The organism is Streptomyces albidoflavus (assembly GCF_000719955.1).
Lineage (GTDB): Bacteria > Actinomycetota > Actinomycetes > Streptomycetales > Streptomycetaceae > Streptomyces > Streptomyces albidoflavus.
This window is the reverse complement of sequence record NZ_JOII01000026.1, coordinates 89,465-107,654: the sequence shown is the minus strand read 5'-3', so window position 1 is coordinate 107,654 and position 18,190 is coordinate 89,465. Positions and strand designations below refer to the sequence as shown.

18 protein-coding genes and 1 tRNA gene are annotated in these 18,190 nt (G+C 75.2%); 11 read left to right on the top strand and 8 right to left on the bottom strand.

Annotated features, from left to right (window positions below):
* Positions 1 to 183 precede the first annotated feature (183 nt).
* The gene (locus tag IF45_RS32550; RefSeq protein ID WP_256671090.1) at positions 184 to 315 is read left to right on the top strand and encodes a hypothetical protein; all 132 of its coding nucleotides are present in this window, start codon (positions 184 to 186) and stop codon (positions 313 to 315) included.
* Between the two features lie 93 nt (positions 316 to 408).
* Here the strand turns inward: IF45_RS32550 and IF45_RS0123370 are convergent, their stop codons facing one another.
* Both IF45_RS0123370 and IF45_RS0123365 read right to left on the bottom strand, forming a co-directional pair.
* Positions 409 to 1,299, bottom strand: a complete 891-nt coding sequence (locus tag IF45_RS0123370; protein WP_003948211.1) for a spermidine synthase — start codon at positions 1,297 to 1,299, stop codon at positions 409 to 411.
* Positions 1,300 to 1,356: 57 nt separating this feature from the next.
* Complete coding sequence (locus IF45_RS0123365) at positions 1,357 to 1,758, bottom strand: hypothetical protein (RefSeq protein WP_015507849.1); 402 nt, start codon at positions 1,756 to 1,758, stop codon at positions 1,357 to 1,359.
* Positions 1,759 to 2,013: 255 nt separating this feature from the next.
* Between IF45_RS0123365 and IF45_RS0123360 the strand changes: the two genes are divergently transcribed.
* The gene (locus IF45_RS0123360) at positions 2,014 to 3,426 is read left to right on the top strand and encodes an NsdA family TPR-like regulatory protein (protein ID WP_003948213.1); all 1,413 of its coding nucleotides are present in this window, start codon (positions 2,014 to 2,016) and stop codon (positions 3,424 to 3,426) included.
* A 6-nt stretch (positions 3,427 to 3,432) separates the two neighbouring features.
* Here IF45_RS0123360 and IF45_RS0123355 read toward each other — a convergent pair whose 3' ends face one another.
* Positions 3,433 to 4,029 (bottom strand): histidine phosphatase family protein, encoded by a 597-nt coding sequence (locus IF45_RS0123355; protein ID WP_003948214.1) that lies wholly within the window; start codon positions 4,027 to 4,029, stop codon positions 3,433 to 3,435.
* Positions 4,030 to 4,164: 135 nt separating this feature from the next.
* Between IF45_RS0123355 and IF45_RS0123350 the strand changes: the two genes are divergently transcribed.
* Positions 4,165 to 4,749, top strand: coding sequence for a Uma2 family endonuclease (locus tag IF45_RS0123350; RefSeq protein WP_030309363.1), 585 nt, complete (start codon positions 4,165 to 4,167; stop codon positions 4,747 to 4,749).
* Positions 4,750 to 4,780: 31 nt separating this feature from the next.
* Here IF45_RS0123350 and IF45_RS0123345 read toward each other — a convergent pair whose 3' ends face one another.
* A complete protein-coding gene (locus IF45_RS0123345) occupies positions 4,781 to 5,242 on the bottom strand; it encodes an NUDIX domain-containing protein (protein ID WP_030309361.1) in 462 nt (153 codons plus the stop codon).
* Positions 5,243 to 5,470: 228 nt separating this feature from the next.
* On the opposite strand from IF45_RS0123345, the gene IF45_RS0123340 reads away from it, so the two are divergent.
* The gene (locus IF45_RS0123340) at positions 5,471 to 6,694 is read left to right on the top strand and encodes an ATP-grasp domain-containing protein (RefSeq protein ID WP_030309359.1); all 1,224 of its coding nucleotides are present in this window, start codon (positions 5,471 to 5,473) and stop codon (positions 6,692 to 6,694) included.
* Between the two features lie 457 nt (positions 6,695 to 7,151).
* Here the strand turns inward: IF45_RS0123340 and IF45_RS0123335 are convergent, their stop codons facing one another.
* The 3 genes from IF45_RS0123335 to IF45_RS33155 all read right to left on the bottom strand — a co-directional run bounded on the left by IF45_RS0123335 (position 7,152) and on the right by IF45_RS33155 (position 10,490).
* Entirely contained in the window at positions 7,152 to 9,026 is a 1,875-nt protein-coding gene (locus tag IF45_RS0123335) for a selenocysteine-specific translation elongation factor (RefSeq protein ID WP_030309358.1), read from the bottom strand.
* On the bottom strand, positions 9,023 to 10,336 hold the full coding sequence (gene selA, locus IF45_RS0123330) for an L-seryl-tRNA(Sec) selenium transferase (RefSeq protein WP_030309357.1): 1,314 nt from the start codon (positions 10,334 to 10,336) through the stop codon (positions 9,023 to 9,025). The genes IF45_RS0123335 and selA overlap by 4 nt, the downstream gene beginning before the upstream one ends.
* Before the next feature lie 61 nt (positions 10,337 to 10,397).
* Positions 10,398 to 10,490: transfer RNA gene (locus IF45_RS33155), tRNA-Sec, on the bottom strand.
* A gap of 66 nt (positions 10,491 to 10,556) precedes the next feature.
* Here IF45_RS33155 and selD point away from each other — a divergent pair.
* From selD to IF45_RS0123295, 6 genes are all read left to right on the top strand, one after another.
* Positions 10,557 to 11,606 (top strand): selenide, water dikinase SelD, encoded by a 1,050-nt coding sequence (selD, locus tag IF45_RS0123325; protein ID WP_003948220.1) that lies wholly within the window; start codon positions 10,557 to 10,559, stop codon positions 11,604 to 11,606.
* A 177-nt stretch (positions 11,607 to 11,783) separates the two neighbouring features.
* Positions 11,784 to 12,488, top strand: coding sequence for a hypothetical protein (locus IF45_RS0123320; RefSeq protein WP_018895005.1), 705 nt, complete (start codon positions 11,784 to 11,786; stop codon positions 12,486 to 12,488).
* A gap of 7 nt (positions 12,489 to 12,495) precedes the next feature.
* The gene (locus IF45_RS0123315; RefSeq protein ID WP_030309355.1) at positions 12,496 to 13,197 is read left to right on the top strand and encodes a MauE/DoxX family redox-associated membrane protein; all 702 of its coding nucleotides are present in this window, start codon (positions 12,496 to 12,498) and stop codon (positions 13,195 to 13,197) included.
* Positions 13,194 to 13,691, top strand: coding sequence for a hypothetical protein (locus IF45_RS0123310; protein WP_226660305.1), 498 nt, complete (start codon positions 13,194 to 13,196; stop codon positions 13,689 to 13,691). Before IF45_RS0123315 ends, IF45_RS0123310 begins: the two co-directional genes overlap by 4 nt.
* Complete coding sequence (locus IF45_RS0123305; protein ID WP_030309353.1) at positions 13,691 to 14,647, top strand: peptidoglycan-binding domain-containing protein; 957 nt, start codon at positions 13,691 to 13,693, stop codon at positions 14,645 to 14,647. The genes IF45_RS0123310 and IF45_RS0123305 overlap by 1 nt, the downstream gene beginning before the upstream one ends.
* A gap of 374 nt (positions 14,648 to 15,021) precedes the next feature.
* Complete coding sequence (locus IF45_RS0123295; RefSeq protein ID WP_242534350.1) at positions 15,022 to 15,411, top strand: hypothetical protein; 390 nt, start codon at positions 15,022 to 15,024, stop codon at positions 15,409 to 15,411.
* Between the two features lie 761 nt (positions 15,412 to 16,172).
* Here IF45_RS0123295 and ychF read toward each other — a convergent pair.
* A complete protein-coding gene (gene ychF / locus IF45_RS0123290) occupies positions 16,173 to 17,261 on the bottom strand; it encodes a redox-regulated ATPase YchF (protein ID WP_003948227.1) in 1,089 nt (362 codons plus the stop codon).
* Positions 17,262 to 17,696: 435 nt separating this feature from the next.
* Here ychF and IF45_RS0123285 point away from each other — a divergent pair, with 435 nt between their 5' ends.
* Positions 17,697 to 18,185, top strand: a complete 489-nt coding sequence (locus IF45_RS0123285; protein ID WP_030309349.1) for a DUF6542 domain-containing protein — start codon at positions 17,697 to 17,699, stop codon at positions 18,183 to 18,185.
* Positions 18,186 to 18,190: the final 5 nt, after the last annotated feature.

Below are 18,190 nucleotides of genomic sequence, written 5' to 3'. Positions count from 1 at the left end.
TAAGGAGTCGTCGGCAGCGTCAGATGTGTATAAGAGACAGCCACACCCCCCTCCCCCGAACCCCCACCGGCCGACCCGGACACCGGAGTCAAGGGCTACACCGTCGCGGGCGGCCAGGTCGTCCTCGACATCGGCCCCGACTCCGCCGACTTCGTCTCCGCCACCCCCACCCCCGGCTGGACCATGCAGGTCTGGACCCGCGAGGAAAGCGGCGGCGCCTGGATCCGCGTCACCTTCACCCAGGGCGACCGCAGCTCCTCAGTCTTCTGCTCCTGGAACGGCTACCCACCACGGGTGGACATCGACGAACGGTGAGAAGCTGAAGCCCGGCCGGCGCTTGAGGCCAAAATCAAGCCCGGCCGGCGTTTGAGGCCACCCCACCCCAGCCCCGCCGGCACCTGAGGCCCCTCAGTCGAACGCCCCCGCCGGCGGCGCCGGCGAAGCCTTGGCAACGGCGTCGGAGACCGCCCCCGCACCGCCGGTGAAGTCCCGCAACCCGCCCCCGTGCTCCACCCGCCCAGGGTGCGGATCCCCCGCCACCCTCCGGGTGAACTCCCCCACGGGCAAGGGCTGCCCAGCCGCGACGAGCACCGCGTTCCCGAACCGCTTCCCCCGCCACACCACCGGATCGGCGGCAACCGCCACCTCGGGAAAGACAGCGGCAGCGGTCGCCACCTGCCCCCGCAGATACGCCAACGGCGGCCCGTCGGCGAGGTTCCCCGCGTACCACCCCCCGGGAGCCAGCACCCTGCGCACCTCCGCCAGGAACTCCACACTGGTCAGGTGGGCAGGAGTCCGCGCCCCACTGAAGACGTCGGCCACGACAAGATCGGCCCACCCGTCGGCAACCCGCCCGAGCCCTTCTCGGGCATCCCCTTCCCGCACCTTGACCCGCGCCTGCGGATCGAGGGGCAGCACCCTGCGCACGAGCCGCACCAGGGCCGCGTCCTTCTCCACCACCTGCTGTGTGGACCGCGGCCGCGTCACCCCCACGTACCGCGCCAGCGTCAGCGCGCCCCCGCCGAGGTGCAGCACCCGCAAGGGCTGCCCGGCGGGCGCGACCAGGTCGATGACGTGCCCGAGCCGCCGCTGATAGGGAAAGGCCAGGTGGGAGGGGTCGGCCAGGTCGACGTGCGACTGCGGCGCCCCGTCGATCATGAGCGACCAGCCCTCGGCCCGCTCGGGGTCGGGCCGCAGCTCGGCGGTACCCCCGTCGACGGCCTCGACCACGGCCTCCCGCCCGCCGCGCCGCCGCCCCTCACCGCGCTCGCGCCCCTTGCCCGCCCTGCCTCGTGCCATGCCCCCATTCTGCGGGGGCGGGCGGCGGGCGGCGCGGGCGGGCCCGGCCGGCCGGGGTCAGCGGCGGCGGTCGGCGGCGGCGATGAGCCGGGCCGCCTCGTCCAGCGCGGCCCGGAGCCGCGCCGGGTCGGTGACGGGCCCGCCGTCGCCGGGCGGCAGCAGCCAGCCGGTCCCGGCGACGGCGGGGGCTCCGCCGGGCCGGCGCCCGGCGGTCGTACAGGCGCTGCCCGGGACGTCCCAGCGGTCGGCGGTGCCGGGCGGCACCAGGAAGCCGAGGGTGTCGCAGCGGCCGACGAGCAGGACGGGGCCGACGGCCGGTTCGGCGCCCCGGCGGAGGATGTCCACGGCCTCCAGCCCCTGCCGGGCGGGGACGGTGACCAGGTCACAGGGGCGGCGGTCGGCGGCCTGGACACCCGCCGCGGGCGTCCAGGGGTCTCGGGTGTCCGTTCCGGCGTCCAACAAGGAAATCCCTCCTCGCGGAGAGCAGCCACTGCGCTTCCCTCCGCGAGAACCAACGCGACGGAGCGTCAACGGCTACGGCACCCGTTGGCCGCAAAGGATGGCACTTCATGGCAGATCGCGGGAGAGATATCCCTTTTGTAGTCAAACCCTGTGTGCCGGACCGGTTACAGAAGGTACGTTGCTGCTCCGTCGGAACACGGTCCGCAGCCGGCGGTCACCGTTCCGGCGTGATCCGCAGGAGAGGGGTCGGCCATGACGTCGTCACCGGTGGCTTCCTCCGCGCACCCCCCGAGGCCCAACACGGTCTTCAGGGAACTGCGCGGACAGCTCTCACCGGCCGAGTTCGCCGCCGCGGTCCGCAAGGCGGGCCGTGAGATCGGCGAGCACGTGAGCTGCGACGCCCGGTACGTGGGCCGGGTCGAGGCAGGGGAGATCCGCTGCCCCAACTACGCCTACGAGCGGGTGTTCCGGCACATGTTCCCCGGCCGGGACCTCACCGCGCTCGGCTTCACCCCGCGCCAGGCCGTACGGGGCAGAGCCGCCTCGCGCGGCACGCACCCTCCTTCGGACACCCCGTACGAGTACCCGATCCCCCCGGATCCTCCGGATTCACCCCCGGGTTCCGGGAGACAGATGCGCGAGGAGAGCGACGTGCAACGGCGCGCGTTCATGACCGGTTCGACCGCCACGGTGGCGGCGGCCTCCCTGGGTGCGCTCGGCACCCTCACCGGCGACGAAGGCACCATTCCGCACCAACGCGTCGGCGAGGCCGAGGCCGGCGCCGTCGAGCAGGCGGTACGGCTGATCCGTACGCTGGACGACCGGCACGGCGCCGACGGCCTCTACCGCAGGGCCGCCCGCCAGCTCCGTACCGCCTACGCCCTGCTCGACGCGGGCACCACCCGCCAGTCCACCGCCGACCGGCTGCACGCCGGCGCCGGAGAGCTGGCCATCTCGGTGGGCTGGCTGGCCCACGACTCCGGCCGCCAGCAGGAGGCCCGCTCGCACTACGCCGAGGCCCTCGCCACCGCCCGGATGTCCGGCGACGCGGCCCTGGAGGCCCACGCCTTCTGCAACACCGCCTTCCTCGCCCGCGACACCGGCCGCTACCGCGAGGCCGTCCGCGCCGCCCAGGCCGCCCAGCGCGCCGCCTCCAGACTGGGCTCGCCCCGCCTGCTGGCGCTGCTGGCGCTGCGCGAGGCGGGCGGCTGGGCCGGGCTCGGCGACCGCGGCGGGTGCGAGGGGGCGGTGGCGCGGGCCGGGGAGCTGTTCGGCCGGGGCGCGGGCGAGGCCGACCCGGAGTGGATGTCCTTCTTCGGCGAGGCCGAGCTGGAGATGCTCCAGGCGCAGTGCTGGGGGGCGCTCGGCGACCACGCCCGCGCCGCCGGCCACGCCCGGCGCGCCGCCTCACAGGCGGCGGTCCGCACCCCGCACCTGACGCGCAACATCGCCCTGTACACCTCCGAGCTGGCCTCCGGCCTGGCCCGCGCCGGCCGCCCGGACGAGGCCGCCGACGCCGGCACCCGCGTCCTGGCCCTCCTCGACGAGGTCCAGTCCAGCCGGGTCCAGTCCCGCCTGTCGGCCACCGCCGAACTGCTCGCCCCGCACCGCCGCCACCGCCCGGTCGGCGCCTTCCTCGACCGCCACGAGGCCCTGGCGGTGTGAGGGCCCCTAGCCCGCGAGGTGCCCGGTGTCGTTCCAGGACTCCAGCGCCGGCTCGCCGTACGACCAGCCGAGCACCGAGAGCGAGGCGGGCGCGAGGCGGATGCGGGCGCCGAAGGCGATGGGCAGGCCGAGCCAGCGGGCGCCGAGGGCGCGCAGGATGTGGCCGTGGGCGAAGAGCAGCACGTCCCGGTCGGCGGACCTGGCCCAGGCGACCACCTCGTCGGCCCGGTCCGACACCTCCTGCGTGCTCTCGCCGCCGGGCGCCCCGTCCCGCCAGACCAGCCACCCCGGCTGCCGGGCGTGGATCTCGTCGGGGGTCAGCCCCTCGTACTCCCCGTACCGCCACTCGACCAGCGCGTCCCAGGGCGTGGCCCGCTCCCCGAACCCGGCCAGCTCGGCCGTCTCCCGCGCCCGTACCAGCGGACTGGTCCGCACCTCGACCTGCGGCAGCCCCGCGAACGGCTCAGCCGCCAGCCGCCCCCCGAGCAGCCCCGCGTCCGCCCGCCCCTCGTCGAGCAGCGGGAGGTCGGTCAGCCCCGTGTGCCGCCCCGACCGCGACCAGGCGGTCTGTCCGTGCCGTGCCAACAGAATGCGCGGTGCCATGCGGGGCCTTTCGCCGTACGTGTCGTGCTTCACCTCTCATCATCACACCGACCCCACCCGCCCCACCTCTCGCGGGGGTGGGCGCGGCAGGGGAAGAACCTCACCACGCTCTCACCGTGGGGCTACGGTGACACCATGGCCGCACTGCCCGACTGGATGCGCCCGCCCCGCGCGGAAGGCTGGTTCGCGGAGGACCTGGACCGCCTCCCCGAGGCACCCCGCCACACCGAGCTGATCGACGGAGCGCTCGTCTTCATTCTGTCCCCCCAGCGATCATGGCACGGCCGGATCGTCACAGCGCTCACCGTCGGCCTCATGAACCAGGCCCCCGAAGGCGTGGAGATCGAACGCGAAATGACCATCCGCCTCGACTCCCGCAACCGCCCTGAACCGGACCTCCTGGTCACCTCACTCCCCTTCGACGCGGACCGCACCTGGTACGCACCCACCGACGTCAGCCTGGTGGTCGAAGTGGTCTCCCCCGAATCAGCCCACCGCGACCGCACCGTGAAACTGCGCAAGTACGCCGAAGCCGGCATCCCCCATTACTGGCGCGTGGAGGACGAGAAAGGCAGCCCCGTCGTCCACGTCTACGAACTCGACGCTCCCACGGGCACCTACGCACCGGTCACCATCGCGCGGGACTCCCTCGAACGCCCGGTCCCGTTCCCCGTCTCACTCGACCTGGCGAAACTCACGCCGCCCTTGACCCGCCCCTGAGGGGGCGACGCCGACCACGGCCCGCCCGGGTTCACCGACCCTCCCACCCCCTGAGCGACCCCCCCCCCCCGTCGCCCCCCAGATACTCCCCCAGCGCGGCGGCCGACCCCGGTACGAACTCCTCGGGCAGCTCACCGACGGGGACCCAGCACACCCGGTCGTGCTTCCCCGGCTCCCGGTTCTCCGGCTCGCCGCTCCACCGCTCGGCGGCGAAGACGACCGTGAGGTACCCGTCGGGCGCCTCGACTCCCCACGCGCCGTGCACCAGGTGCGCGACCCACAAGTCCTCCGTCCGTACCGTCACCCCGGTCTCCTCGTACAGCTCCCGGGCGGCCGCCTCGGTCACCGGCTCCCCGGGGTCGCACTTGCCGATGGGCAGGTCCCACAGCCCGTGCCCGTACTTGGCGCCCGCCCCACGCCGGAGCAGCACGACCCGCCCGGCCTGGCGGTCGTACACGATGACGGCGGCGGCGAGCAGGGTCATCGGGGGCATCGGCGGGTCCTCCTCCGTGGTCGGGCGCGTCGGCCCGCACCCCGGCCACACGACCCTACCGAGCCGCCAACGGGCTGATCGCCAACGGCGGTTGACCATGAACCACGCCACCAACTAGCCTCACGGCCATCGCACGGGAAGTAGCCAATCGCTACGAAAAAAGCGACACGCGGAGCCCGGACCGCCAGGACGCGCGGCCCCGGGACACCGCCCCAACGAGGAGGCCGCGTGAGCGCCCAGGACCAGGGTGAACTGCTGCTCGTCGGCGTCGGTTTCATGGGACGCCCGTACGCGGCGGCCGCCCGGCGGCTGGGCCTGCGGGTCCGCGCCGTCGAGACACAGCACTGGACCGGCGCCATCGCGCACCTGGTCGACTCCGTCGAGCCGAGCCTCGGCCAGTACGGCTCGCTGGACGAGCTGTGGGCCGAGACCGTGCACGCGGCCGTGGTGAAGAGCCGCCCGACCGGCATCTTCGGCTTCACCGAGTCGCACGTCCTGGGAGCCGCCCTGGCCCAGGACCACTTCGGCCTGCCCGGCCCGTCCCTCCAGGCGGCGGTGATCTCCCGGAACAAGGCCCTCCAGCGCGGCCGCTTCGCCGCCCACGGCATCGGCCAGCCCGCCTACCGCCTCACCGACGACCTGGCCTCCACCGCCGAGTGGGCGGCCACCCACTTCCCCGTCGTCGTCAAGCCGCTGTCCTCGGCCGGCAGCGTCGGCGTCGAGCTGGTGGCCGACGCCGACGCCTTCGAAGCCGCCGCCCACCGCCGGGCCGCCGAGGGCCCCCTCCTGGTCGAAAAGGCCCTGGACGGACCGGAGTACAGCTGGGAGGCCCTGGTCCGGGACGGCGAGGTCTGGTTCGCCAACCTCACCGCCAAGGAGACCACCGGCCCGCCCCACTTCGTCGAGGTCACCCACCGCACCGCCCCGCCCCTGCCGGACCGGGACGCCCGCCTCGTCGCCGAACTCGGCCGCTCCGTCCTCACCGCCATCGGCATGCGCACCGGCATCGTCCACCTGGAATTCCGCCTCACCGACACGGGCCCCGCAGTCATGGAGGTCGCGGTCCGCACCCCCGGCGACTTCCTCATGGAGCTGTGCTCCCTGACGTACGACATCGACTGGTTCGAACTGGTCGTCCGCCTGGCCACGGGCATGGACCTCCCCCCGGCCCCCGAGTCCCCCACCCGCTACGCCGCCAGCCACTTCGTCATCTCCGACCCGGGCAAGGTCATCTCGACCGACGGCCTCCCCGAAGTCCTGGCCCACCCCGCCGTCGTGGACGCCGCCTTCAAAATCACCCCGGGCGACACCGTCGCCCCCACCTCCTCCTCCCTCCAGCGCACCGGCCACGCAATCATCGCGGCGGACACACCGGAGGAGCGGGAGGAGGCGCTGAAGTTTGTCCGGGAGACGCTGAGGGTGCGGACCGAGGCGGGGGTGGGCGAGGGCTGAGCCCTCCCCTGCGACACCCAGCGGTTCTTCGGCGGCCGCAGCTCTTCGACGGCCGCAGCTCGCCGGTCCTCTGCCCGCGTCCGGCCTGGCCGGGTACGCGACGGCCACTGAGCGCCTCCTCCAGCACCAGGCCGGCGCCCTTGATCGGTGAGGTGAGCTGAAGCAAGGCAAGCGGTCCGCCTCCCCCGGGAAGTTCAAGACGTCTCGCCGGCGGCGCGGCGCGGATCTGGGGAGCGTCCGGGTTCGATCCGCGCGAGGTGCGCCGCGGCTCGGCCGGGCCCGTGGTGCGCCGAGGAGCGCCACGAGTAACGGCGTGACCGGCAACGCCGCTCCGGTGGAGCCCAGGAGGCCAAGTCGATCAAGCCGTACGGGACATCCCTTTCCGCCGGCATGGACGCGATGGATTCGCCCCTGCGGCAGGGATCATCCACGCACCGCCCAAGCGGCTGACGAGCCGTCAGGCCAGTGGTCGGCTTCCGGCCGGCCGGAGGGTGCGGCGGCCGTCGGAGTGGCGGCGGGTGACCCCGGCGGCGTCCAGCGCCTCCAGGAGCGGCACGGCGACCCGGCGGCTGGTATCCAGGGCGCGGGCGCACTCGCCGACCATGAACGGCTGCGGCAGGGTGCCGAGTCGGGCTTCGGCGCGGGCCAGGGCGCCGACGGCGAGGTGGTGCGGCCCGACGCGTTCGAGGTGCCTACGGCGTACCAGCAGGGCCAACGACTCCGCGGTCAGCCCGAGTGCGTCCAGCTCGCGGCGGGTGGGCGCGCGGAACGGGGCCGCGTGGAGCGCCTTGAGCAGCCGGTCGAGGGCGGCGGACACCGGGGCGGGCAGCGCCTCGGCGTCCGGGGCGCGGTAGATCCGGCCCTGCCGGGTCACCAGGCCGTCCCCGGTGAGCGCGGCCAGCGGCAGCGCCTCGGGGAGGCCGAGCCGCTGCCGGGCCCGGGGGTGCGGCAGTCCGGGGTCTGCCGGGTGGGCGGCGGCATACCGGTCGACCTCCGCGGTGAGCGCGGCCCGCAGCCAGGCGGCGTGCGCCGCGTCCACCACGAAGGGTCCGGCGGCCAGGTTCTCTGAGCGGGCCTCGGGCCGAGCCTCGGGGTCGGCCGTGGCGAAGCCCATCGCGGCAAGGTCGGCGCGGAGTTCGCAGCCGGTGGCGCGGAGCCGGGTGGCGGGGTCGGCGGGGTCGGTGACGGCGACGAGCTGCCGGGCCCGGGCGGCCGCGGCGCCCCGGCGGCTCAGCGCGGGCGGGGCGACGTCCAGCACGGTGGCGCCCACCAGCAGCCGCGAGCCCGGGTCGCGGACCAGCAACCGGTCACCGACGTGCAGGTCGAGCGGTGCGCGCAGGGTCAGGCGGGCGCTGTCGGCGCCGAGCGGGCGCAGCCGGGCGCCGGTGGCGGCGGTGCCGCAGTGCACCAGCGGCTCGGCGGGCAGCCGCGCGGCGGGACCCGCGGGCGGGGCACCGGCCGAGAGAGGATCGGCGACCGGGGACGGCGGGTCGAGGCGGACATCCACCGCGGTCGTGCGCCACCAGCGCCCGGAGGTGACCAGGGCGTGGCCTCGGCGGGCCTCGTCGGCGGCGATCCGGCGGAGGTTGACGGCGACCCGGGCGGGGCCGCTCACCCGCTCGACGTCGCGTCCCAGGCTCTGGAGTCCGCGGACGGCGACCGGGGTGCCGGCCGGGGCCAGCTCCAGGGTGTCGTCCACCGCGAGGGTGCCCGCCGTGAGGGTGCCGGTGACCACGGTCCCGGCCCCGGCGACGGTGAACGCCCGGTCGAGCCAGAGCCGGACGGGCGCTTCGGGGTCCGGCGCCGGGTGCGCGGCGGCCAGGGCGTCCAGCCGGTGGAGGAGGACGTCGAGCCCCGCGCCGGTACGGGCGCTGACGGCCACAGCCGGGGCGTCGGCCAGAGCCGTCCCGGCGGTGTGTTCCCGCGCCAGGGCGAGCGCGGCGGCCGGGTCCGCGAGGTCGGCGCGGGTGATCACCAGCAACCCGGACCGGATGCCGAACGCCTCGACGGCGGCGAGGTGTTCACCGGTCTGGGCGCGCCATCCCTCATCGGCGGAGACCACGAGCAGCACGGCGGGCGCGGTGGCCAGCCCGGCGAAGGTGGTGGCCAGGTAGCGGTGGTGCCCCGGCACGTCCACGAAGGCGAGGCGGCGACCGCCCGGGGTGGTGGTCCACACGAAGCCGAGGTCGAGGGTGAGGCCGCGGCGGCGCTCCTCGGCGAGCCGGTCGGGGTCGGTGCCGGTGAGCGCTCGCAGCAGCGTGGACTTGCCGTGGTCCACGTGGCCCGCGGTGGCGACGACGAACGCGCCGGAGTCCGGGCCGGGCGCGGTCACGTCCGCGCGGGCGGGGCAGGGCGCGCCACCGCGCGGACGGCGTCCAGCAGGGCACCGTCGTCCGCCTCGGGCACGGTGCGCAGGTCCAGCAGCAGCCGGTCCCCGTGCACCCGGCCGACGAGGGCGGGCCGGCCCGCGCGCAGCGGGAGGGCGAGGGCGGCGGGGAGGGCGACGACGGCGCTCGGGAGCACCGCCTCAGGGGCGCCCCCGCCGCCGACCCGGGCCTGGCCGGGCTGCGCCTGGGCGTCGACGCCCTCGCCGCGCAGGGTGGCGGCCAGCGCGTCGGCGCGGGCGGCGAGGCGGTCGGGGCAGGCCGTGAGGGCCTGCTCGACCGGGGTGGCGGGGCCGCGCAGGGTGGCTTCCAGCGCGGCGAGGGTGAGCTTGTCCACCCGCAGCGCCCGGGCCAGCGGGTGGCGGGCAAGCCGTTCGACCAGCTCGCGGTGGCCGAGCAGCAGCCCCGCCTGGGGCCCGCCGAGCAGCTTGTCGGCGCTGGCGGTGACCAGGTCGGCGCCGTCGGCCAGCGAGGTCGCGGCGTCGGGTTCGCCGGGCAGCGCGGGGTGCGGACGCAGCAGCCCGGAGCCGATGTCGTGGACCACGGGCACGCCCAGGGTGGCGAGTTGGGCCACGGGCACGGCGGAGACGAAGCCGGTGGTGGTGAAGTTGGAGGGGTGGATCTTGAGCACGCAGCCGGTCTCCGGGCCGAGGGCGTCCCGGTAGTCCGCGAGGTGGGTCCGGTTGGTGGTGCCGACCTCGCGCAGCCGGGCGCCGGTGCTGCGCAGCACGTCGGGGAGGCGGAAGCCGTCCCCGATCTCCACCATCTCGCCGCGGCTGAGGACGATGTCCCGGCCCTGGGCGAGTACGGTGGCGGCCAGCACGAGGGCGGCGGCGTTGTTGTTGGTGAGGTGGACCGCTCCGGCCTCGGGGACGGCCTCGGCCAGGGCGGCCAGTGCGCCCCGGCCGCGGCGGGCCCGGCCTCCGGCGGCCAGGTCGAACTCGACGTCGGTGGGCCCGGCGGCGGCGAGCAGCGCCTCGCGGGCCGCCGTGGACAGCGGTGCCCGGCCCAGGTTGGTGTGGATCACGACGCCGGTGGCGTTGAGGACCGGCACCAGCGTGGTGGCGGCCGGCGGCAGCGCTCCCGCCGCGGCGTCGGCGGCGGACTCCGGCGCCAACTCCCCTCGGCGCACCCGCTCCTGGGCCTCGGTGACCGCCCGGCGGACCAGGCCGGGGCCCAGCCGCCGTGCGGCGGCGGCCAGCCGGGGGTCGGCGAGCAGCGTGTCGGTGCGCGGCACGCGCCGTCTGGGGTCGGTCATCGCTGCCCTCCCCCGCCCGGACGCGGGGGATCCCCGCGGAGGCGTACGTGTGAAATCCCGGCGGAGGCGTATGGGAATCGAACCCACCCGGCCGGGGTCCCCGACCGCATCGGTGTTGAAGACCGTGGGGGCCACCAGGCACCCGCCCGCCTCCGCCGCTGAGTCTATATCCGCGCTCCGGGGCTGGACCATCCCCGTCCGGCTGACTAGGTTCCGGCGAATGACCGAACCACGCCTGACCCGTTACGCCTCCGGCGGGGGCTGCGCCTGCAAGATTCCGCCGGGGGAACTCGACGCCCTGGTCGCCGCGTTGGCACCGGCCCCCACCGCCCCTCCCGGCACGCGTCCCGAACCGCGTCCCGGCACTCCCCTGCCGGTGGACCCGCCCGGGGAGCTGCTGGTCGGGCTGGACGGCGGCGGGGACGACGCCGCCGTGGTCCGGCTGGACGCCGAACGCGCGCTGGTCACCACGGCCGACTTCTTCACCCCGGTGGTGGACGATCCCTACGACTGGGGGCGGATCGCGGCGGCCAACGCGCTCTCCGACGTGTACGCGATGGGCGGCACCCCGTGGGCGGCGGTCAACCTGCTGGCGTGGCCCCGGGAGACGCTGCCGATGGAGCTGGCGGCCGAGGTGCTGCGCGGCGGCCGGGACGTGGCGCACGCGGCGGGCTGCCAGGTCTCCGGCGGGCACAGCGTCACCGCCCCGGAGCCCACGTACGGCATGTCGGTGGTCGGCCTCGTGCACCCGGACCGGATGCTGCGGCTGGACGCAGCCGTGCCCGGCACCCCGCTGACCCTCACCAAGCCGCTGGGCACCGGGGTGCTCAACGCCCGGCACAAGGCGACCGGCACCGTCTTCCCCGAGGCGGTGGCGGTGATGACCACGCTCAACCGGGACGCCTCGCTGGCGGCGGTCGCGGCCGGGGTGCGGGCCGGTACCGATGTGACGGGGTTCGGCCTGCTGGGGCACGCGTACAAGCTGGCCCGTGCCTCGGGGGTGACGGTCGCGATCGAGGCGGCCGCGGTGCCGCTGCTCGCGGACGCGAGGACGGCGGTGGCCGACGGCTTCGTCAGCGGCGGCTCCCGCCGGAACCTGGAGTGGGTGGCGCCCCATGTGGAGTTCGGCGCCCTGCCGGAGGCCGGGCGGCTGCTGCTGGCCGACGCGCAGACCTCGGGCGGGCTGCTGTTGGCCGGGGAGATCCCCGGGCATCCGGTGATCGGCGAGGTGCTGCCGCGCGGTACGGCGCCGGTGGTGGTCCGCGGCTGAGGCGGGGCCGAGGGGCGGGGGTGAGCGCGGCCGAGGCTCAGGCGGGTGGCGGGCGGGCGATCAACCGCCTTCAGTGAAAGCGCAGTTGCTGTTCTTGACGGTACATCGACAATGCGAGAAGGTGTGCGCTCGCTCACCCCCGCCGCACGGGGACATCGCAGACCCGGGAGGAGCACCGTGGCGCAATCCGCAGCTGTCGAGCACCGCGCGCTGGACGGCGTCGCCTACCACCTCGCCGGACCGCTCGACCTCACCGAACCGGCCACCTCGGTCGTCGAGGTGGCCGTGGACGGGCGGCTCCACGAGTTCACCGCCGGGCCGCCGGGCCTGGCGGACGCGGTCGCGGACTCGCTCGGCATCAGCGAGTTCGACTCCGAACTCTCCTTCCGCGGCGGCACCTTGCGCACCGCGACCACCAGCGAGTACGACGGGCAGGCCCAGCAGGTGGAGAACCCCACCCTGGTGGTCTGGCAGGGGCGGCGGTTCAGCCTGGTCACCCGGATCTACCGGGCCCGGCTCGCCGACGTCCTGGCGCTGCTGCGCCCGCTGGGGATCGCCGAGCACCAGGACGGCATCGTCCTGGCCCCCGACACGGCGGTGGGCGCTCGCTGGGCGCGGCCCGCCACCGTGATCAAGGAGGTGCCCGGCCTCGGTCTGGTCGAGATGTCCCGGCGCACCCGGGAGCACACCGCCCAACTGCCGCCCTGGGAGGGCGCGTCGGTGCGCTCCGGGGAGCTGTTCCGCGACAGCCTCTCCGACGGCAACCCGTTCTTCGTGCTCTCGGGCCCCGAATTGTGGGCCACCATCGTGCCGTTGGCCGGGACGACGGCCGAGCGGGTGCCCGCGCTGGTCGGCGGGCTCGAAGTGCGGACCGCGGGGTGAGCCGCGGGTGAGCACCCCCCTGGGCCTCCTGGGCAGCGCCGCCACCGCGGTCGTCCTCCTCGTCCTGCTCGCGGGCTGCGCCGCGCACCTGACCCGGCCGGCCGCGCTCCCCGGCGCGCTGCGCGCCCACGCCGTCCTGCCGGGGCGCGCGGTGGGGCCGGCCGCCCGGGTGGTCACGGTGGCCGAATGCCTGCTCGTCGCAGCCGGGACGGCGGCCCTGCTCGGCCGCCACCGGTCTGGGCTGACCGCGGTGCTGGCCGCGGCCGCCGCGCTCTTCGCCTGTTACGCGCTCTACACCCGGCACGCCCTGGCCACCGGCCGCGGCGGCCCTTGCGGCTGCTCCCGCGCCGAGGTGCCGCTGAGCGGCTGGGTCACCGGCCGGGCCTGGACGTTCGCCGCGCTGGCCCTGCTGGGCCTCCTGGTGTCCGCCGGGCCTGGGACGCCGCCGGAGGGCGCCGCCGAGACGGCCGTCGTCGCCCTCGTCGCGCTGACCTTCGCCACGCTGCTGTGGATGCTCCCGGCCGCGATGACCCAACCGGGCGCGGGGACACGGTCGTTGCCGTCCGGAACGCCACAGCCCCCGGAAGGTGGGAGGCGGTCCACCCCGCCGGCGCGGGCCCTCCGGCGGGTGCACCTGCCCGATCCGGTGGTCCCGCCCCGCCCGGGCACCGCCCCCGTCGCAGGAGGTCGTCAACCGTGGACTTCGTGACCAGTGCCCTGCTCCTGTCCTGGGTCGCCATCGCGCTGCTCGCGCTGGTGGTCTCCGGGCTGGTGCGCCAGGTGCACCAGCTCTCCCGGGGCGGGGTGGCCCGCGTCCCCCGCCACCCGGGGGTGACGCCCGGTTCCCCCGCGCCGCACGCCGGTGAACTCCTCGACGAGGGCCAGGAGACGCTGCTGCTCTTCCTCAGCGCCGAGTGCCGCACCTGCGCCGAGGTGCTGGACGAGGCCGACCGGCTGCTCGCGGACGACGCCACCCCCGCTCCACGGGCGGTGTACGCAGGCGCCGCGCCCGCCACCTCGACCGCGGTGCCGGTGGTCGACCACCGCCCCGACCTCTTCACCGCCTACGACGCCATCGCCACCCCGTTCGCCGTACTCGTCGGCGCGAGCGGCCACGTACGGCGTTCGGAGCCGCTCGGCTCCCCCGCCGCGCTCCGTGAACTGCTCGCCGACTCCCGTCCCAGCCAGCCGAGGAGCGTGTGATGACCACCCTCGACGACATCCCCATGCTGCGCCGTCCCGACGGCGCCGACCGGCCCGCCCGCCGGGTGCGCCCGGACGGGAAGCGCAGGGGGAAGGGACTGAGCCTGCCGCGGTTCGCCATGTCCCGCCGGACCGCCCTCCAGACCGCGACAGCCGTCGGCTTCGCCTCGCTGGGCGTCTTCTCGGCGGCCCGCGAGGCGTACGCGGACGGGTACGACATCTGGACCGGCGAGTGTCCCTCGTACGCCTCCGAGCACGACTGCTCCCCCGGCTGCGGCCCCAGCATCGTCCACGCCGCCTCCTGCGAAACCAGCGGCGAGCACGAGGGCTTCCACAAGAACGACGGCGTCACCTGGACCCTGCGGCCCAACCAGTGTTACTCCGGCACCTACGACGGCTGGCTGTGGCGCTTCACCGGCGCGTGCGGCGCCTGTGCCTGCGGCATCGAGCGCCGCTGCCACGACGGTTACATCAACTCCGGTTCGGGCTGGGTGCGTTCGATCTGCCGCTGGACCACCGACTGCGGCTGCGAGGGCACCGTCACCTGGCCCACCGTGCGCTCCGGCGCCCGGGGCCCCGACGTCCACGCGGCCCAGCACCTGGTCTCCCACCACGGCTTCGCCACCGACCCGGACGGGATCTTCGGACCGGCCACCCAGACGGCCGTCCAGGAGTTCCAGACCTCCGTGGGCCTGGAGGCGACCGGGGTCGTGAACGCGCAGACCTGGCCCCGGCTCGTCGTCACGGTCCGCAGCGGCGACAGCGGCGACCGGGGGGAGCCGGTGCGCGCGGCGCAGCGGCAGTTCGTCAAGCACGGCCACCCGATCACCGTGGACGGTGTCTTCGGGCCGCGTACCGACGAGGCGGCCCGCGCGGTCCAGCGCGCGGCCAAGCTCACCGTGGACGGCGTCGTCGGGCAGCAGACCTGGCGGGCGCTGCTCGGCGGGGCGGGGTGAGCGGTCTCCCGCCGGGAGCTGCCCGCTCCCCGTGGCGCGGCCGGCTGACGGACCCGGCGGTGCCGGTGCTCGCGCTGGTCTGCGGCACGGTCGCGGCCGCCTGGTACGCGCCCGTACTCACCTGGGCAATCATCGGCGGGCTCGCCGGTTACTCGCTCTCCGGCTCCGTTTGAACGCGTAACAGCGCGCACGCGCTTGCCTCGCCAGGTTGGCGGGCCATCCATCAACAGACCACCGTACTCGGGGTCTTCACGGCGGGACTGCTGCTCGGCGGCCTCCTGTCGGCCACCGCGCTGTGGCTTCTCTCGGGGCTCCTCACCCCGGTGCCCGAGGGCTGGCGACCAGCTGTCGCGATCACGGCCGCCCTGCTGGGGGTGGCGCGAGACGCGGGTCTGGTCACGCTGCGGCTGCCGCAGAACGCCCGGCAGGTGCCGCAGGACGTGCTCCAGCGCGACCTGGTGCGCGGCGCGCTCCAGTTCGGCTTCGAGCTGGGCACGGGGGTGCGCACCTACGTGTCGGCGAGCCTGCCCTACGTCGCCGCGCTCGCCGTCCTGCTGGCGAACGACGTGGGCACCGCGCTGCTGACCGGCCTCGGCTTCGCGCTGGGCCGCGCCGTCACGCCCGCGCTGCGGTACGCCTCCCGGGCGGGCGAGGATTGGGACGACCGCCTCCAGGACCGGCTGCCGCTGCTGGCGGTCGGGGGCGGCGCGGTGCTGGCGGCAGCACTCGTCGTACTCACGCTGCACGGCTTCCCGGCCTCCTGACGGAACCGGTCGGCGGAAGCGGCGAACCTGACCGGCCGTGAGAGCGGTGGACCGGTGGGCCGGGTCCGCCACGGAGACAGTGAGGTCAGGGGCGGTCCGCCGACGGGGAGCGCCGTGGCCGGGCGGGGCCGTTCTCTGAACCGTTCCGGACCGGGCTGACGGCGGCCAGGTGCCGGGCGTCCGGCGCCGGACCGGTACGGGCTCACGGTGACCTCCGACGGCGCCCACCCCCGGCTCGACCGCCGGAAGGCCCCGCCCACCCCCTGCCCGCCTGACGCCACGCGCGGCGGACGAGCCCGGTTGGCGGCCCCTCGGGACGGGGACCGGTGACGGGAGCGGAACTCCGGGCACCCGGAGGCCGGCCCGGTAGCCTCCTGGTGCGGTGCTCGATCGTGTCCACGCCGGCGGTCGCCGAGGCGGCGGTAGCGTCGCGCCGTGACCATGAGCGGCCACGAGCACGCCCGCCTCACCTGGCCCCGGAGGCCCCTCGCTTGATCCAGCGGGGGAACGGGCCACACGGGGGAAGCGCACGGCTTCGCGGCCGATCACCGCGCCCACGACCTGGCGAGGCAGACGGCCGTTCCGAGGCAAGCGCCGATCGCCCGCTTGCGCTGAGGCCGGCCCTTTCCAGGAAGGGACAGGAGTATGCCGCGCCCTCCACCGATCCAGCACGGTGAAAACGAAGGGGCCCGCCCCCGAAAGGCCGGACCTCTCCTGGCTTGCATGTTCACAGAATCACCAACGTGGTGCTGTGTCACCCGCTACACGTTGAAGCGGAACTCCACCACATCCCCGTCCCGCATCACATACTCCTTGCCCTCCATGCGGGCCTTCCCCGCGGAGCGGGCCTCCGCGACCGAGCCCGTTTCCACCAGGTCTTCGAAGGAGATGACCTCGGCCTTGATGAAGCCCTTCTGGAAGTCGGTGTGGATGACTCCGGCGGCTTCGGGGGCCGTGGCGTTCTTCTTGATGGTCCAGGCCCGGGTCTCCTTGGGGCCTGCCGTGAGGTAGGTCTGGAGGCCGAGGGTGTTGAAGCCGACGTGGGCCAGGGTGGCGAGGCCGGGTTCTTCCTGGCCCACGGACTGGAGGAGTTCGAGGGCCTCGTCGTCGTCGAGTTCGGCGAGGTCGGCTTCGAGCTTGGCGTTGAGGAAGATCGCCTCGGCGGGGGCGACCAGGGCGCGCTGCTCGGCCTTGAAGGCGTCGTCGGTCAGCTCGTCCTCGTCGACGTTGAAGACGTAGAGGAAGGGCTTGGTGGTGAGGAGGTGGAGGTCGTGGAGGGGCTCGGCCTTCTCGGTGCCCTGGACGATGCCGGCGGCGAAGAGGGTCTGGCCGGTCTCCAGGATCTCCTTGGCCTCCTCGATGGCCTTGACCTTCGGCTGGACGTCCTTCTTGATCCGGGACTCCTTCGCCAGGCGCGGGAGGACCTTCTCGATGGTCTGGAGGTCGGCGAGGATCAGCTCGGTGTTGATCGTCTCGATGTCGCTCTTGGGCGAGATCTTGCCGTCGACGTGGACGACGTTCTCGTCCTTGAAGGCGCGGATGACCTGGCAGATGGCGTCGGACTCGCGGATGTTCGCGAGGAACTTGTTGCCCAGGCCCTCGCCCTCGCTGGCGCCGCGCACGATGCCGGCGATGTCGACGAAGTCGACGGTGGCCGGGAGGATCTTGGCCGAGCCGAAGATCTCGGCGAGCTTGGCCAGGCGGGGGTCGGGGACTCCGACGACGCCGACGTTGGGCTCGATGGTGGCGAACGGGTAGTTGGCCGCCAGCACGTCGTTCTTGGTCAGGGCGTTGAACAGGGTCGACTTGCCGACATTCGGCAGGCCGACGATTCCGATCGTGAGCGACACGGTGGCGACTTCCCAGGGTGTGTGTGGAGTGGCGTGGTGCGGGGTGGCGTACGGCGTCCGGCGCCGGACCGGTGACCCAGTCTACGGCGGGCCGCCCGTGACCGGTCCGCCACCGGGGTGGCGGCCGGACGGGCGAAGGTGTACGCCGCAGGGGGTGACCTGTGCCCGCCAGGTGCGGGCAAGCTCGGCCGAAACGCGTGTTCCTGGTGGGGGCCGGGGCGGGGGGCCACCTACCTTGTCCCGGTGGAGCAACCCAGCACGTCCGCCCAGCAAGCCCGCCGCCCCGCGCCCCTGCCCGCGCAGGGCTCCCCGGCCGACGCCCGCCCGCCCGCGGCTCCGGGCCCCCGCCGGGGGCAGGACGCGGCGCGGGCCGTACGGCTACGTCCCGGCCGGCCCGGCCGGCCCGCCGCGCGCCCCCGGGGCGTGGTGCGGCGGATGCCCCGGCCCCGGCTGACGGGGCTCGGGGCGGGGCTGCTGTCGACGGCGGCCATGGTGGTGGCCGGAGCGGTGGCGTGGCTGCTGCCCGCCGGGGCCCAGACGGTGGCCTTCGGGGTGCTGTTCCTGCCGGTCTGCGCGCTGACCGGGCTGTGGGTGCGGCCGGCCGACCTCGCGATGGGGCCGGTGGTGGTCCCGCTGGCGTACGCGATCGGGGTGCTGCCGGTGGCCGAGGGCGGCGGCGCGGGGTTCACCGGGCAGGTGATGGGGCTGGTGACGACGCTGGCGCTGAACGCGGGATGGCTCTACGGCGGGACGCTGGTCGCCGGGGTGATCGTGACCGTGCGGAAGGTGCGGCTCATGTCGGCGGCGCGGCGCAAGGCCCGTTCCGCTCCGCGGCGGCCCGCCGCGGAGCAGGCCGCGCCCCGTACGGACCACGAGGCCGGGCCCTCCGGCCGGCGGGCGCCGCGCAGCCGCGTGGCGCCGTAGACCGG

What these genes read in the sequence shown, in the direction of transcription:
- IF45_RS32550 (WP_256671090.1), top strand. Translation starts at nt 184, where the DNA reads ATGCAGGTCTGGACCCGCGAGGAAAGCGGCGGCGCCTGGATCCGCGTC.
- IF45_RS0123370 (WP_003948211.1), bottom strand. Translation starts at nt 1,299, where the DNA reads ATGGCACGAGGCAGGGCGGGCAAGGGGCGCGAGCGCGGTGAGGGGCGG.
- IF45_RS0123360 (WP_003948213.1), top strand. Translation starts at nt 2,014, where the DNA reads ATGACGTCGTCACCGGTGGCTTCCTCCGCGCACCCCCCGAGGCCCAAC.
- IF45_RS0123355 (WP_003948214.1), bottom strand. Translation starts at nt 4,029, where the DNA reads ATGGCACCGCGCATTCTGTTGGCACGGCACGGACAGACCGCCTGGTCG.
- IF45_RS0123350 (WP_030309363.1), top strand. Translation starts at nt 4,165, where the DNA reads ATGGCCGCACTGCCCGACTGGATGCGCCCGCCCCGCGCGGAAGGCTGG.
- IF45_RS0123345 (WP_030309361.1), bottom strand. Translation starts at nt 5,242, where the DNA reads ATGCCCCCGATGACCCTGCTCGCCGCCGCCGTCATCGTGTACGACCGC.
- selA (WP_030309357.1), bottom strand. Translation starts at nt 10,336, where the DNA reads ATGACCGACCCCAGACGGCGCGTGCCGCGCACCGACACGCTGCTCGCC.
- selD (WP_003948220.1), top strand. Translation starts at nt 10,557, where the DNA reads ATGACCGAACCACGCCTGACCCGTTACGCCTCCGGCGGGGGCTGCGCC.
- IF45_RS0123305 (WP_030309353.1), top strand. Translation starts at nt 13,691, where the DNA reads ATGACCACCCTCGACGACATCCCCATGCTGCGCCGTCCCGACGGCGCC.
- IF45_RS0123285 (WP_030309349.1), top strand. Translation starts at nt 17,697, where the DNA reads ATGCCCCGGCCCCGGCTGACGGGGCTCGGGGCGGGGCTGCTGTCGACG.